The 15,383-nt window shown below is 35.5% G+C and carries 11 protein-coding genes and 2 pseudogenes; 12 read left to right on the top strand and 1 reads right to left on the bottom strand.

Annotation, left to right across the window (positions count from 1 at the left end; all coding sequences use genetic code 11):
- Window positions 1-1,204: 1,204 nt before the first annotated feature.
- From E4K67_RS30940 to E4K67_RS28085, 7 genes and pseudogenes are all read left to right on the top strand, one after another.
- Complete coding sequence (locus E4K67_RS30940; protein ID WP_243454670.1) at window positions 1,205-1,420, top strand: hypothetical protein; 216 nt, start codon at window positions 1,205-1,207, stop codon at window positions 1,418-1,420.
- Between the two features lie 150 nt (window positions 1,421-1,570).
- Window positions 1,571-2,797 carry a deoxyguanosinetriphosphate triphosphohydrolase family protein gene (locus E4K67_RS28110; protein ID WP_135552832.1) on the top strand — a complete coding sequence of 409 codons (1,227 nt, stop codon included), beginning with the start codon at window positions 1,571-1,573 and terminating at the stop codon, window positions 2,795-2,797.
- A 929-nt stretch (window positions 2,798-3,726) separates the two neighbouring features.
- Window positions 3,727-4,746, top strand: a complete 1,020-nt coding sequence (locus E4K67_RS28105) for a protein kinase family protein (protein ID WP_158408601.1) — start codon at window positions 3,727-3,729, stop codon at window positions 4,744-4,746.
- Between the two features lie 976 nt (window positions 4,747-5,722).
- A complete protein-coding gene (locus E4K67_RS28100; RefSeq protein WP_135552828.1) occupies window positions 5,723-6,220 on the top strand; it encodes a hypothetical protein in 498 nt (165 codons plus the stop codon).
- A complete protein-coding gene (locus tag E4K67_RS28095) occupies window positions 6,217-7,725 on the top strand; it encodes a hypothetical protein (RefSeq protein ID WP_135552826.1) in 1,509 nt (502 codons plus the stop codon). The genes E4K67_RS28100 and E4K67_RS28095 overlap by 4 nt, the downstream gene beginning before the upstream one ends.
- Window positions 7,726-8,394: 669 nt before the next feature.
- Window positions 8,395-8,667: pseudogene (locus E4K67_RS28090) on the top strand (sporulation initiation factor Spo0A C-terminal domain-containing protein); the annotation flags it as partial.
- Window positions 8,668-8,962: 295 nt separating this feature from the next.
- On the top strand, window positions 8,963-9,616 hold the full coding sequence (locus tag E4K67_RS28085) for a superoxide dismutase (protein WP_135552824.1): 654 nt from the start codon (window positions 8,963-8,965) through the stop codon (window positions 9,614-9,616).
- Between the two features lie 106 nt (window positions 9,617-9,722).
- On the opposite strand, the gene tlp is transcribed toward E4K67_RS28085, so the two are convergent.
- Complete coding sequence (tlp, locus tag E4K67_RS28080; RefSeq protein WP_135552822.1) at window positions 9,723-9,938, bottom strand: small acid-soluble spore protein Tlp; 216 nt, start codon at window positions 9,936-9,938, stop codon at window positions 9,723-9,725.
- A gap of 244 nt (window positions 9,939-10,182) precedes the next feature.
- Here tlp and E4K67_RS28075 point away from each other — a divergent pair, with 244 nt between their 5' ends.
- The 5 genes and pseudogenes from E4K67_RS28075 to E4K67_RS28055 form a co-directional block, all read left to right on the top strand.
- Window positions 10,183-10,404, top strand: coding sequence for a CsbD family protein (locus tag E4K67_RS28075; protein WP_135552820.1), 222 nt, complete (start codon window positions 10,183-10,185; stop codon window positions 10,402-10,404).
- Between the two features lie 239 nt (window positions 10,405-10,643).
- Window positions 10,644-11,198, top strand: a complete 555-nt coding sequence (locus E4K67_RS28070) for an NUDIX hydrolase (protein ID WP_135552818.1) — start codon at window positions 10,644-10,646, stop codon at window positions 11,196-11,198.
- A 103-nt stretch (window positions 11,199-11,301) separates the two neighbouring features.
- Complete coding sequence (locus tag E4K67_RS28065; RefSeq protein WP_135552816.1) at window positions 11,302-13,326, top strand: alpha-amylase family glycosyl hydrolase; 2,025 nt, start codon at window positions 11,302-11,304, stop codon at window positions 13,324-13,326.
- A 97-nt stretch (window positions 13,327-13,423) separates the two neighbouring features.
- On the top strand, window positions 13,424-14,128 hold the full coding sequence (locus E4K67_RS28060) for a DUF6483 family protein (RefSeq protein WP_135552814.1): 705 nt from the start codon (window positions 13,424-13,426) through the stop codon (window positions 14,126-14,128).
- Between the two features lie 40 nt (window positions 14,129-14,168).
- Window positions 14,169-15,362: pseudogene (locus E4K67_RS28055) on the top strand (MFS transporter); the annotation flags it as partial.
- Window positions 15,363-15,383: the final 21 nt, after the last annotated feature.

Here is a 15,383-nt window from a genome sequence, read left to right as displayed (position 1 = left end):
GGAGGGGTTGCTCTCTTTTTACAGAGACATGGCTCAGTGACAACCGGAATGATGGCCCTCAAAGACCGTAATATTCAGAGGGGGGGGGAGATTTCATCAAAAACAAGCTGAACCCACATCAAGGCGGTGAGAGTACATCTACTCAGACGTAGGAATTAGAAAAAATAGCGAAGGAAGTATTACCTTTTATGCGTATGAGAGATCTGGGGTGCATTTTGTTTGAATAGTACCTTATAGCAATGCCCAATGAACTATGATGTGGCTACGGAGTGGAGAGGATTGAGGTGGAGGCCAGGCCATGCCTGGTTTCGGTCAGACTGACGAGTACACTACCTCATGACCTAACTAGAGAAGTGTCTAGTGAGATATTCAGTGAAGTATCTAGTGAGATATCTAGTGAAGTGTCTGGTTTACTACCAATACTACTATCCTGTGATTTAGACAGTAAACTAATGTTACTGCAATCTCTCCAACTGACTAGCTATATTAAGAGAGATAAATAGATAGATAGATTGTTTGTTTACAATATTGGTTTCGATACTAATTAGTGGAGTATCCTCTAATTGAAGACTGATCCCAAATGCGAAAGACTGCCAAAAACATCAAAATCCACACCTACCCCACTTACAACCAAAAAAATTAAATCACGACACCTAAAAAAACCTAATACATGTAAGGTTTATGAAACCTCAAAAACACCTAAGTCGATCACAGCACTCTACATTGCCCTAAACGATCAAGGGGGTAAGATTGTGTCAGTGTGAAAATCTGTCGGTTTAGAATCTTTGCAGAAGTACAAAAATGCACATTACCAAACAAAGAAGGTGTAGTCGAAATGGTTACACCTTAAATATATTTAGGCAATCAAGTCTAAAATTAAGCCAAGGTGCTTAAAGAGACATTGCGTAAATTGATTTGAGATAAAGATCAACTGACAGAACATAAATATTAATTTTTGGATTATTTTAAATTATTTGTATTTATTAAAGGAATATTAAGGAAATGTGTGGAATCCTTAGTTCAAGGTGTACTAGGATGAAAACCACTCAATCCGTATCATTTTCATTGGTGGGGAGATTGGCTTTCAAGCAGTATATTATGGGAATTGGTTATATCTGAAAGGACGTGCAATATGGTTGTCGAAAAGTGAGAATGTCAAAATAATTATCAATTCTCAGTTATAGTTATTGGTTTAATTATGTCAATGTTTACATTAGATACCTTAGCTCATTCTGGAAGAACAGATTCAAGTGGAGGACATAAAGATAATAGAAACGCAAGTGGTTTAGGTGGTTGTCATTACCACCGCGGTGTTGGTCCTCATTTACATCCTAATGGAATCTGTCCATATGCTACCAAAAAAGAAATTCCTGCTCCTGCTAAGATTGCTGTAAATTCTATCAAAATTGATTCTAGCTAATTATTACACAATGAAGAACAAGAAAAAGGATTCTATTTTACAGATAAAACTATAAGGCGGTACGGGAGCAATTTCATCACGAACTCCTTAACGATGTAAGTAATACCTAGTTATATTCAATTTTCAATTGAATTTTTGGAGGGGATAAAAATGAGTGCAGGGCTGTTTTCGGGTGTAAGTACTAATGTTGGTAATCCAAAATGGACTGAGTGTAATAGTCGAGAGCATGATATGTACTTTCGGGATGATGATATAAGGAGTGAGTTTGCACGAGACTACAATAGAATATTGCATTCAAACGCTTATCGGCGACTGAAACACAAGACACAGGTATTTTTCGCTACAAGGAATGATCATATTTGCACAAGGATTGAACATGTGAATCATGTCGCATCAGTTAGCTACACGATTGCAAAGTATCTTGGTCTTAACACTGAATTAACTAATGCTATTGCTCTTGGTCATGATTTAGGACATGCCCCGTTTGGGCATGCAGGTGAGACTATTCTAAAGAATATCGCATCAACTGAACTTAGACAGCCTTTTTGGCATGAAAGAAATAGCTTGAGGTTTATTGACAAGATAGAGACATTACTTGATCCGTTAGGATGTGAACAGAATTTAAACTTAACTTATGCGGTAAGAGATGGGATAATATCACACTGTGGTGAAGTTGATGAAAATTCTATTTTTCCTAGAGAAGATAAATTAGAACTTGAAAATATTGAAAAACCAAATCAGTATCCTCCATATACATGGGAAGGAAGCGTAGTCAAGATATCGGATAAAATTGCTTATCTGGGTAGAGATATTGAAGATGCCTTAACTTTAAGAATTTTATCGTTTCGTCAACTTAGAGATTTAATACGCATTATAAAAGGATTTGCAAATGTTAACATAGCAGAAATAAATAATACGGTAATAACTCATAAGTTAATTATTAATTTATGTAAGTCAAGTAGTCCTGAAACGGGAATTGGATTTTCAGATGAATATCTAGGGTTAATTAACTCGTTAAAAGAATTTAGTTATATAAATATATACAAGCATGAAAGGTTAAATGTATTTATTGGCTATTCTAAACTGATTTTAGAATCTATTTATGATATCTTATCAGGCTATTATCAAGGAGTAGAGACGTTAACTGTAATTAAAAAAAATATGGAAATCTATCCTTTGCTCGTAAAGAGTTTCTCAGATTGGCTTTTAAAATACTCCAATGTTAATAGCAGAACATTAAAATCTAATAGATATGGAAATCAAGTGTTATATGACCTTGAGAAAAGAGAAGAGTATCTTCAAGCTGTAATTGATTATATCTCAGGGATGACTGACAGCTTCGCGATAAAAGTTTTTAATGAGTTGACTAATTTTTGAACAGGGGAGATCAGCCATTTTTGGCGGCATCTCCACAATGGAATTGATATAAAGATGGGTTTGATGCATAATACCGAACATACACAAAGAGAAAAAAATCAGAATTTTCTTGCATATCCTTTTGGCGACAAGTAATAACTCATAGCCTAATTTTTCATGAGATGAGTATATTCCTTTCTTATTCCCCTTCTTTTTCTTGCTAAGGCGGAGGGATAGATTTCATCGGCATTCATTGTACCATTCATTAAGATGGGGAGAGCATATCTATCCACGGCAACCACCGCAAAGTGGGGCCGATGTAATTTATCATCGAAACACCTAGGAAATGTCTAGCTCAATTATCATCAAGTACCCTACCTTACAAACAAACAAACAAATAAACCCCATCAAAAACATCCAATTATGAAACCAGAACGTGCTAAATGGTTTTATCACACCTCAAAAACGCCGTAATCGGCATACTGAGTCCTGTAGTAAGAGGGTTCATCTTTCGAGTGTAAGGATTGTGTCAGATTAGAAATCTAACGTCTTAAAAGGGTTGTAGAAATCAAAAAACTTATACCTTTCAGACAAAAAAGGTGTAACCAAACGGTTAAACCTTAATATATTCCTTTAGGGAATTAATACTTGAGAAAAGTGAGGGCTGAAAGAGTTATTGGTATATGACTAGAGTTGAATCAACAGCCATAATGTAAGTGCATTCAAAGATTCTCTGAATATTGTATTTATTGCAGGGATATTAAGGGAATGTGTGGAATTATAGGGGAGAGCAATTTTGTGGACTGCAAACTGCTTAACCGTATGCAAAAAGCACTCTTTCATTCGGGATCGTTAGGAAGGGGTATGATTAATTTATTATGTAAACCTGAGAAAATGGAGAGTTAATATTAATCTGAATGTAATGATATATATGTAAGGGGTGCTTATTTGTGACATTAGCAAAAGATGAGATAGTAAAATTTATTCGAACCAAGGATTATTTATTTGAAAAATTCGTAGGGCGAGGCGGTACAGGGAGAACAGTTTTACTAAGAGATGATATATTAAATACCTTTTTCATATGTAAGAAATATGAACCATCCGATGGTAATGATAAAGAAGATTGCTTTAATAGGTTTATTGATGAAATAAAAATACTATATACACTCTCTCATGTTAATGTTGTGAGAATTTACACTTATTTCCTATATCCAGAGCACATAACGGGATATATATTGATGGAACATATTGATGGAACTAATATAGAAGATTTCTTAGCATGGGAGAAAACCGAAACATTTGAGGAAATATTTGTACAACTAATTGAAGGTTTTGAATATCTTGAAAGAAAATCAATTCTACATAGGGATATTAAACCAGAAAATATATTAGTAACTAAAGAAGGTGTCGTTAAGATAATTGACTTTGGATTTGGAAAAAAAATATTAGCTGACAATAATAATGAAGCAAGTATTTTATTAAACTGGCCAGTAAGTGAGCTTCCAGACGAAATTAGAGATTTGAAGTATGACCACAAAACAGATATTTATTTTTTGGGTAAAATGTTTAATAAACTACTCGAGGATAACAGTATTGATGCTTTTAAATACCAATATATTGTAGATAAAATGATTAATACTAATCAACATAAAAGAATTAATGCTTTTTCAATTATCTTACAATTATTATCAACAGATATTTTTCAACAAATCAATTTTTCGGAGGATGAAATAGATATTTATGGTATATTTGCAGAGGCACTTTCTGCACATTTGGATAAATTCACAAAAGAAGAACCGAAATTTGAATCTAATCCAGATATAATACTTAATAAGTTAGAAATACTTCTTGCAGAAAGTTCACTTGAAAAAAATATTCTAAACAATACAAGATTATTTGCATGTTTCTTTGGGACTGATCATTATTCTTATTATAGCTCGAGAGATATTGAAGTATCATGTGTTTATTGATTTTTACAGACTTTTGAAATCAAAATCTACTCACTTGAAAAAAATAGTAGTAAATAACATAATTGCAAGACTGAAGACCATACCGTTAGTAATTGAAGAGGAAGTGCCTTTCTAAACTACCCTGAATATTTGGGGTGCAGTTCAGATACGCTCTTGGCTGAGCCACCTTCACGCTGAAAATGGCCACCATGTTGCAGGTTGAACCACTCGTTGAATAAACGGTTAACAGTCAATCCCGTCGACCCCAAAGATAGACTTTACATGGGGGCTGAGGATGCTACCCTATACCCAAGGGAGGGGCTTACCCAAGAGGAATACCTCCGTATAAGCCACAGCCCTCGACCCATTGAAGTATCCAAAGCAGGGTCCCATGTCAAGTCTACCCCAGAGCAACTCACCCTGCGAGGGGGTCGCTCAGTCTTTGCGTATCGATGGCTCTCACGGAGCATATTATTCATACCCTAACCATCAATCAAAAAACATTAAATTAAGACAATCAAAAAAACCTTATTATATGCAGAGTTTATGAAACCTCAAAATACATAATTCGCTGAAAGCACTCTGAATTACCCTAAACGATCAAGGGGGTAAGATTGTGTCAGATCGGAAATCTGACGGCAAACAAAACTTGTAAAGACGCAAAAACGATCTTTTTAATAAACAGGAAGGTGTAGTCAAAATGATGGCTACACCTTTATAATATTCCCTTATAGAACTAATCCAAAATTGAGGACGCGGTCTGAAAGAGGCATCGGATAAATCCTGGTAGTTGAGAATATCAACTACCAGGATTTATTATTATATCTCTAATATTTGTATATATAGCAGGAATATTAAGGGAATGTGTGGAATTGTAGTGGAATTGTAGATGTGAGTGATTTAAGGCATCGCAAATTACTTAATCGTCTGTAAAAAGCCTTGCTTCAATACGAGGATCTATGTAACCACTAAGTATTATATTTTTGGAGGGATAATATTGGAAAAAGGATTTTTACCATATGAAGATTATGAACTGCTAAAAAAGAATGCGATTAAAAACTTGACTAAAATAGGAGTTTCACCTTTATACATCACAGAGTGGGAGGATGTATATAATGATCCAAAAGCAACGAGAGATGAATTTGAGGGAATTGAACTGCGGATATTAAATGGTTTATTAAGCTATAAAAATGAATATTTCCTAGAAGTGAACAGGAATAACCTTTACTATTCATTACAAAAGGAGATATACAAAGTAGTATGTACTGATTCTAAAGAATATTCAGATCAAAGAAATGCTGTTAAGTCCTATTTAGAAAAGGGTACCATTGCTATTGCTACAATTCTTGCCTCTAAATTTGGAATTGAAACTGCTATGCTAACAGGCTTAATATCATTGGTCATGGTAGGCATATCCAAAGTTGGAAAAAATGCTTGGTGCAATTGTTATAGTGTTGAATTTGAAGAGGATAATAATGGAGATCAAGAAAAATGAATAAAGTGCTAGGTAAGTATTCTTTTCAAGATATTGTATATTTAGAGTCCAATTATCGACATGAAGATATTTTTATTCCTTCAATACATGAATTAATGCATATGTATTTAATTAAAAATTCTTATTTTGGAACACTTGCATTTTTCATTAATCAAGAATATACGAATAACCTATTTAATTTCGATAACGGTAATTTGAATCAGAACGAAATATTAAGCTATTTTTTAAAATTATTAAAAGAGGCTTCTGAAATTACTTATGAAAGCATTGCTTATTATGCTCAATATGCATACATTAAAATGGAAAAGAATAATAATGAATATCTAGATAATGTAACAAAATTAAAAGACATTGATGTTTATAAAATGTATAAGCTTAAAAGAATGTTAAAATTTTTGGATAGGAAAGACTGGATGGAGCTTCTTAGCAATAATTTCATTATTAGGATAGGCTTTATTGCATTAAATATTAATATGTTAAGTTTTGTAGAGAAAGGTATATTTAATAAGAATAATTTAATTAATATGTTAGTAAATGAATCATTAGACTATAAACCTGATAAAAGATTTTCATTATTACTAGAAGTATTAGATGATTTATTGGAAGTAGAAGATGCGAATAATATAACAGATGAAATGATTATAAAGAAAGCTAATATTTCAACCCAAAAAATTGACAAAAATGGCCTTTTAGAAGTTCTTAACTATTTAAAAAGTCAGTATCAACTATTAAATATAAGCGTGGATTTATTAGAAAAGAATATTGATATTCTATTGAATAGAAGTGAAGAAGATTTTATTACAAAAGATATAAATGAAAAAAAGGTATATGAGGATTTGGACTTAATTAAACCGATAGCAATTAAAAATAATTATGAAATAATTAACAATATACCAATTGATAAATTTAAGTTAGATATAGGTTTATTTAGTTCGATTTGGATAGTCAATATGAATAGATTCTACCTATTGATGTTTGATGATTTGGGATGGGGGAAAAGATATCTTTTTTATGCGAGCCATAATGAATGTAAAGACATATTGTGTAAATATGAATTACCACTAATTTTATTTTATGAGGATTATGAAGAACTCTTAAGAAGATTCCCTCAGATAGTTAATAGGGAACTTTTTATTTATCTTGAAATGCCATATGCGATAATTAAGACAACTATTGAAAAATACATTTCAGACGGAAGAGAAATTATGCTTCATAAGCTAAATGATGATGTGATATTTTTATTTATTAAATTGAAAGGAAAAAGCGTCTTAGTAACACAACTTGTACGCTATACTTTAAAATCAATAGCACAAGATATAAAAGATAAGAATTTTAATTATGTTAACGTAGATAAAGAAACAAGAGTTGATGGCTGTTTTTGGTTTAATGATAAAGATTGGTGGAAATATGAAGATATAATTAAATCAATAAGCCAAAAAAGCTTTTTTAATGAAGATCCAAGTACTCCAGGGCTAGGATACAGAATGCGTATTGATGATGTATAAATATTGTATGTCAATATATCGGGAAATTAATAATTGAGATAGATGTCCCCTTATCAAATGAAATGTTTAAGATGAACTGTATCATAAATGAAACCGTTTACAGAATACAAATTCCAATTATCAAGCTGTGTGAAAACTAAAAGAACGTATAGCTGAAATTGTTATACTGGTTGAACGCTTTAGGATTTAAGAAAAATTCCTCAATAGCAAACGCTTAACAGGGTGGAAACGGTGCGAAAGTGGTGGAGGAGAATTTTCACACAACCTGCCATAAAACCATGATCAATCCAAACAAATGACTAAATTATTAAAGGGGGTGTCCATGACGGACAATCATCCAAAATTCCATTTTGTCTAATGGATTATATTTTTGAAATTCTTCTAACTTATCGTCTGATGACCAGAATAGATATTTCTCAACAGTCTCTATAGTTCGACGTCCTAATTGCCCCTGAGTGACGTTGTAGACCCTCCATTCTTGGGGTAATTAATAGCGAAGGTGTGTCTAAAGGTATGAGGACTAACTCTGATTCTAGGGCCAATATTGGCTTGATGTACTCTGCTTCCGAAGTTTGACTCTCACTAAAATATGGGATAAAATTAATTTAGATAATCCAATAAACAATTGGATTAATACCTATAAACTATGAAGTGAAACTGTGTTTAGCGAATGCAATTCTGATGGTGGTAGAGGATGTTTCCTTATTAGGCGCGGTAACCAAGGAGCTTTATCCTGGCATCGCAAAAAAGCATGATACTGCACCAAGTAGGGTAGAACGCGGAATTCGTCATGCGATAGAGCTTGCGTGGGAACGTGGAAATACTGATACGCTTAAACGGATTTTTGGATATTCTATGGATATCGAACGCCAAAAACCCACTAACTCCGAATTCATTGCACTTCTCGCTGATAAATTTAGAGTAATGGGTAAAGTGAGCTAAGGGCAGCACCGTGTCAAGGGACATTTTTGAAAAAAGGGACTATCAGAAATAGAAGCGGAATTTCTATTTCTGATAGTCCCTTTTACTTTACTCCATATTATTGTTTGTATCTTGATACTGAAAGACGAAAGTTCTCAAGTCTTTGTTGATCACAAGATACAAAAATGATAATGCCGTTGGAAGGAAGCTAGTCCTTCTAAGGAAAGTTAGAAACATAATAACCTTTAGCGTGGAATATGGAAGAATATGAACTAGAGCAATGCGAAGAAGAGGAATTGTGTGGGAGGGGATAATTATGCAATCGATTATAGTGCCCCCGGGTCGACATCAGTTACCGATGTTACCTTATGCGTTTAATGCCCTTGAGCCTGTAATCAGTTCTAGAGTATTAAAAATTCATCATGATTTACATCATAAAACCTATGTTGAAGGATTGAACAAAGCGGAGATCAAATTGATCGAGGCAAGGCAAAAACTAGATTTTGCTTTAATCAAACATTGGGAGAGGGAATTAGCCTTTCATGGCTCAGGGCATATTTTGCATAGTATTTATTGGACTTCGATGGCTCCTATAGGAAATCGGTGGGAGACCCCCGGGGCTCAAACGATTAAACATATAATGAGCTATTTTGGTAGTCTGGCTGTTTTTGGGGAACAGTTTAAGAATGCTGCAATTAATGTGGAAGCGTCTGGATGGGCCTTACTAGTGTGGCAACTGGCTTGGGGAAGGCTAGAAATACTGACCATTGAAAAGCACCAGGATTTCTATCAAGCGGGTGGTATTCCTATACTTGCCATGGATGTATGGGAGCATGCTTACTACCTTGATTATCAGAACAAACGCAAAGATTATGTAGCATCCTGGTGGCAACTAGTTAATTGGTATGATGTTGAACGTCGCTTAATCATGGCCATGCAGACTCAAATTCCATTGGAATTAGGCTCTTAATTACAGCTTCTAAATGATGTACAATCTTTCTAAAAGAGAAACAAGCAGCCTCTTCCTGAACTCGAAGGGGCTGCTTATCTTGGTGGAACGCAGATAGAATAGGCTTTTACTGTTGAGATTCGTCTCTCTTTTCCGCTATGAAACTTTTGATGCTTTCTTTGCGTCGATCATTTTTTTCTTCAATACTTTGTTTTTCGTCAGATGAAATCTCATCTGCATGCTCATCTAGGTAATCCTCTGCTTCACGTAAATTTTCGAAGGTATGATCGATATGTTGCTGTAGGTGAACCTCATTATCTGCACGATTATCTGGTTTGGCCAAAGTAATCCCTCCTATTGAATCAGTACTGCGTTTTTATGATGACCAAAATCAGGTGATGCTATGCGAATAAAGATATATTTCGAGAGGATTATTATGGATAAGGAGATGAAGAAAGTATCTTGCTAGAGTTAATTAATGTTAATGCGTCTTGGTAATTAATATTTATTTAATTTTAATATTATATACAGGTTAAAGAGTTTATCTATAAATTAGTAAATGTGAGATTCGAACAATTAAAAGGGAGGTGCACTATGTCGGATTTAAAGACAAATTTGAGAACGCTAAGGATAAAGTTATAGGAAAGACTAAAGAAGCTGTGGGAAAGTCCACTGGCAGTGAAGAGACGGAACTGAAAGGGAAGCTTCAGTCAATAAAGGCGGATTTAAAGGAGAAGCTTTACGAGACCAAAGAGAAGCTTGCTGGAAAGATAAATGACAAGTTGGATGAAGAGGATAAAAGAGTTTAGTAGGTCTTGCTTATATGGGATACATAAAGCGACTTGGATTTTATCTAAGTCGTTTTTATGTATCCACTTATTGTTATATGAAACAGAATGGTTCAGCCAAATGAAGGGCACTATTTCTCGTTCAAAGGGTAGAGATTTCTTACCATCCCATATAGTGTTATAATTATGACTAGTACTAATTATTTAACCGGATTTAACTAATATTGATACAGGATTGAAAATGAAAGAGTGAATAAGCATTGTTTGATTCAATAACAAGCTATGCCCCCTACAATGAGCAAGAAAAAAAGGATAAAGAATTAATTATATATTGTACTGAGATATTTGAGGATATTTTAACGAGAAATAATAAGGTTGCACATATTACCAGCTCAGCATTTGCCGTTAATAGATCAAAGGAAAAAGTGCTCATGATCCATCATAATATCTATAATTCCTGGTCTTGGATCGGAGGTCACGCCGATGGGGAAGAAGACTTATTAGAGGTTGCAATGAAAGAATTAAAGGAAGAGACTGGGGTGAAGAATTTTCATCCTGTTTCTTCAGATATTTTCTCCTTGGACGTACTTACAGTCTTAGGGCATACAAAAAGGGGAAACTATGTATCCCCACATTTGCATTTATCCATCACTTATCTGATTGAAGTGGATGAAAACGATCTGCTTATCGTTAAAGAAGATGAAAATAGTGGGGTTAAATGGATCTCCATTGATGAACTGAATATCTATAGTTCTGAACCTCATATGCATAAGGTTTATGAGAAGTTAATTTCCAAAATCAAAGAAATGCTATGACTCACTATAGCACCGTAATCCATCTAAGGCGTTTGTAATAGTGTCTGTCCTTATGGAAACCCTAAGTAGTATTGCTTAACCTCAGATGAAAGGAGTGGATTGGATGCAACGTTCACTTGCTGTGACAACTGAACTAAAGATATTAGCAATTGATCCCTATCTTAAGCCCTTTGAAAAGGATCTTCAGCTGCGAATGGACAGGTATTCCTCTCATAAAAAGACCTTGCTTGGCCAATATTTGGATTTCAAATCCTTTGCAAATGGACACCTATTTTATGGTTTTCATTTGGTTAAAGAAGGTTGGTATTACCGAGAATGGGCTCCTGGCGCAGAAGAACTTCATCTTATGGGAGACTTTAATGGCTGGAATCCTGAAACCCATCCTTTAAAGAGAAAAGAGCACGGAAATTGGGAGGTTTTTATAGAAGGTAGAGACACGCTCAAACACACGTCATTTGTAAAAGTACGAGTAAAAGCTAACGGTAAAGAGAGAGATAGACTACCCCTCTATATTAAACGTACGGTACAAAATCCAGAAACCCATGATTTTGTCGGACAAATTTGGAACCCAGAGAAACAGTTCATGTGGCATGATACGAAGTTTCGCGTCGATCATACATCTCCGCTGTTTATTTATGAGTTACATATCGGTATGGCTCAAGAAAAAGAGGGTATTGGTTCCTTTAAGGAATTTACCGATACGATTCTTCCCAGAATAAAAGATGCGGGCTATAACACAATACAAATAATGGCAATAATGCAACACCCCTATTATGCTTCATTTGGATATCAAGTCTCTAATTTTTTTGCCGTGTCATCTTGGTTTGGTACTCCGGATGAATTAAAGGAATTGGTCGATACTGCTCATTCCATGGGCATCGTTGTCTTGATGGATCTTGTGCATTCTCACGCCCTTGATAATCAAATGGAAGGTATTTATGGTTTTGATGGGACTGATCACCAATTCTTTCACGTCGGGTCAAGAGGGAATCATCCAGCCTGGAAAACTAAACTTTTTAATTATGGTAAAAATGAAGTCCTTCATTTTTTACTTTCTAATCTAAAATTCTGGCTTGAGGAGTATCATTTTGATGGTTTTCGATTCGACGGAGTCACCTCTATGGCTTACCATCACCAAGGTCTTGGCGTCAATTTCTCAGATTACAGCAAGTATTTTAGTGCTGAAACGGATCTAGATGCTCTTACATATCTTCAATTTGCAAATGATTTAATTCGAGAAGTACGTCCCGATGCCGTAACCATAGCAGAAGACATGAGTGGTATGCCTGGAATGTGCCTACCTGTGAAGGACGGTGGTATCGGGTTTGACTATCGATTGTCCATGGGAGTGCCCGACCTTTGGATAAAGACCATTAAGGAACGCCGGGATGAAAACTGGAGTATGAACCAAATATGGCATGAATTAACGTGCCACCGTCCACAAGAAAAAACCATTGGTTATGTAGAATCGCATGATCAGGCACTCGTTGGGGATAAGACCCTGATATTCAGGTTAGCCGATCAAGAAATGTACTGGCACATGGGGAAAAATGACCAAAATATCCTTATTAAAAGAGCCATTGAACTAAGTAAACTGATAAAATTTCTCACGATCACGCTGGCAGGTGAAGGCTACATGAATTTCATGGGCAACGAATTCGGCCACCCTGATTGGATTGATTTCCCAACAAAGGAAAACGATTGGAGTTATAAATACGCCTGTAGGCATTGGAGTCTGATGGATAATCAAGAGCTTAGCTATGCAGACTTGGCAACGTTTGATCGTGAAACTATCGCATTTCTAAAAACTAATAAAGTAATGCAGGCGGATGATTTAGTAAACTTATGGACCGAGGAGAAAGACAATATATTAGCCTACAAAAAAAGTGGCTTGATATTTTTGTTTAACTTTAATCCTACAAAATCGTTTCCTGATTTTGCTCTGCCTGTAGAAGAATATGGAGAATATCAAGTGGTATTTAATACCGACGAAAAACAATTTGGTGGACAAGGCCGAATTGCCACAGACTATATTTATCAGACAAAGTTACTTTCTGAGAGAGAAAACAAATATGGATTTGCGATTTATGCTCCCAGTCGTACAGCATTAGTCTTAAGAAAACTATAAGATATAAGGGCTACCAACAGTATACCTAGCCATTTCTTGGAGTAACAACCAATCTGGGATATTAGACGGTAATATTGTACAGAACGTTGGGGTTGAAATGTATGAAGAAAAAGATTATATAATGAAAATGATACGACAATTCACAAATGCTATCGCCAAAATTATGGGATTAAAGACTGAAAGCAAAATTGAAGAGAGTCAAGAGGTTTTAACTGATACCTTAAAAGACTTTACTGGTCTCAATAAAGAAGTACTCGAGGTACTACCCTATGAAATCTTAATCCAGAATGTAAGTGGCAGTAAAAATACCAATACCGTTAAGAGTCTTGTTCTAGCTGAATTATTAAATCAACAAGCCGATATATACGAGATTACGGGAGAGATGTCGAGGGCAAGGAATTTATACTTTAAGAGTTTAAATATCATGATCAATGTTATATCAGATAGTGACAACTCTATCTTGAAACAGAACCAAGACAAGGTTAATGACCTAATAGAGAAAGTTAGAGGGTACGATATTCCTAAGGAAAGTATGTTGTTGCTATTTCAATATCACGAACTCACCAATAACTATGCCAAGGCTGAGGATATACTCTATAAATTAATTGAAGAAACTGAGGCAAACAATGATCTTGTAGCTAAAGGTATAGCCTTTTATGAGAGATTAATACACATCGACCCAAGTGAACTGAAAAAAGGAAATTTGCCAATCGATGAGGTGTTAGAAGGATTAGCAAACTTAGAGAATATAGGAATGAATCATTCAGAGAATCATTTTAGAAACCGGCGCCTGCCCGAATAGTCCTTAATTGGGTGAGAATAGATAGGGGGTTTTTACGTTTAATTTACTACGTAATCGTCTTGTACAAGCGATCTTAGGATCGGCAATATTTTTACAAATTGGAATCTGGGTACGTAATTTTGCTGTGTTACTCTACGTTATGGAACAAACAAATGGAAATGCGCTCGCGATCTCAATGATTTCGGTGGCAGAATTTGCTCCAATGTTCATTTTCTCCTTTATCGGTGGAACTTTTGCGGACCGCTGGCGTCCGAAACGAACGATGATTTTGTGTGATCTACTTAGTGCTGTGTCAGTATTTGCTGTTTTGATTACCTTGGTATTTGGCACCTGGAAAGCTGTATTTTTCACGACCATCATTTCCGCTATTTTATCTCAGTTTTCTCAGCCATCGGGGATGAAGTTGATTAAAGAAAACCTGCCTCCGGAGCATATGCAAGCGGTCATGTCGATTTATCAGACAATCTTTACAATTTTTATGATCCTGGGACCAATCGTTGGTACATTTATCTATCAGACATTTGGAATTAAAATCTCTATTGCAGTGATGGGTCTGGCGTTTATATTCTCGGCGGGTGCATTGACGTTTCTACCTCCAGATCGTGAGAATGTTGTAGCAAAGATAGGGACAACTCTTCGCCAAGAAATGGTGGCTGGTATCCGTTATGTACTTGGGAAGAGAATCTTGACACTTTTGGGGTTGTGCTTTTTGGCTGCTGGCTTGGGCGGAGGTCTAGTTCAACCCTTAGGAATCTTTTTGGTAACAGAGCGACTTGGTTTACCGATCGAAAGTTTACAATGGTTAATGACCCTTAGCGGGATCGGTATGTTTTTAGGAGGGGTCATAGTTATGACTTATGCTAAGGCTATTTCTCCACAAAAGCTTTTGGCATTCGGGATGTTTATTTCGGCAATCGGCATTGCAGCATGTGGATTATCGACGACCCCTTGGTTAACCTATCTCGTGTATTTGATGATGGGTTTAGTTATGCCTTGCATTATGATTGGCATCAACATAATGATCTTGCAAAATTCGGATAGTCAATTTATCGGCCGGGTGAATGGAATTCTTATGCCCTTGTATACTGGAGCCATGGTTGTGACGATGAGCGTGGCAGGATTGCTGAAAGAGATGTTTTCCTTGGTGGTCATGTATGAGGCAGCAGGAGCACTGTATATTATTGGGTTGTTGTTCTTACTACCGCTTTTTCATTCATCTAAAACAGCGTTTTGAACATTGAGTCAGTGGGGAAGC

It is taken from the genome of Desulfosporosinus fructosivorans (genome assembly GCF_004766045.1).
In the GTDB taxonomy this organism is placed as follows: Bacteria; Bacillota; Desulfitobacteriia; order Desulfitobacteriales; family Desulfitobacteriaceae; genus Desulfosporosinus; species Desulfosporosinus fructosivorans.
This window is presented reverse-complemented; position numbering and strand designations above follow the sequence as displayed.

Coding starts and splice junctions, on each gene's coding strand:
- E4K67_RS28060 (WP_135552814.1), top strand. CDS start 13,424: ATGTATGAAGAAAAAGATTATATAATGAAAATGATACGACAATTCACA.
- E4K67_RS30940 (WP_243454670.1), top strand. CDS start 1,205: ATGTTTACATTAGATACCTTAGCTCATTCTGGAAGAACAGATTCAAGT.
- E4K67_RS28065 (WP_135552816.1), top strand. CDS start 11,302: ATGCAACGTTCACTTGCTGTGACAACTGAACTAAAGATATTAGCAATT.
- E4K67_RS28110 (WP_135552832.1), top strand. CDS start 1,571: ATGAGTGCAGGGCTGTTTTCGGGTGTAAGTACTAATGTTGGTAATCCA.
- E4K67_RS28085 (WP_135552824.1), top strand. CDS start 8,963: ATGCAATCGATTATAGTGCCCCCGGGTCGACATCAGTTACCGATGTTA.
- E4K67_RS28095 (WP_135552826.1), top strand. CDS start 6,217: ATGAATAAAGTGCTAGGTAAGTATTCTTTTCAAGATATTGTATATTTA.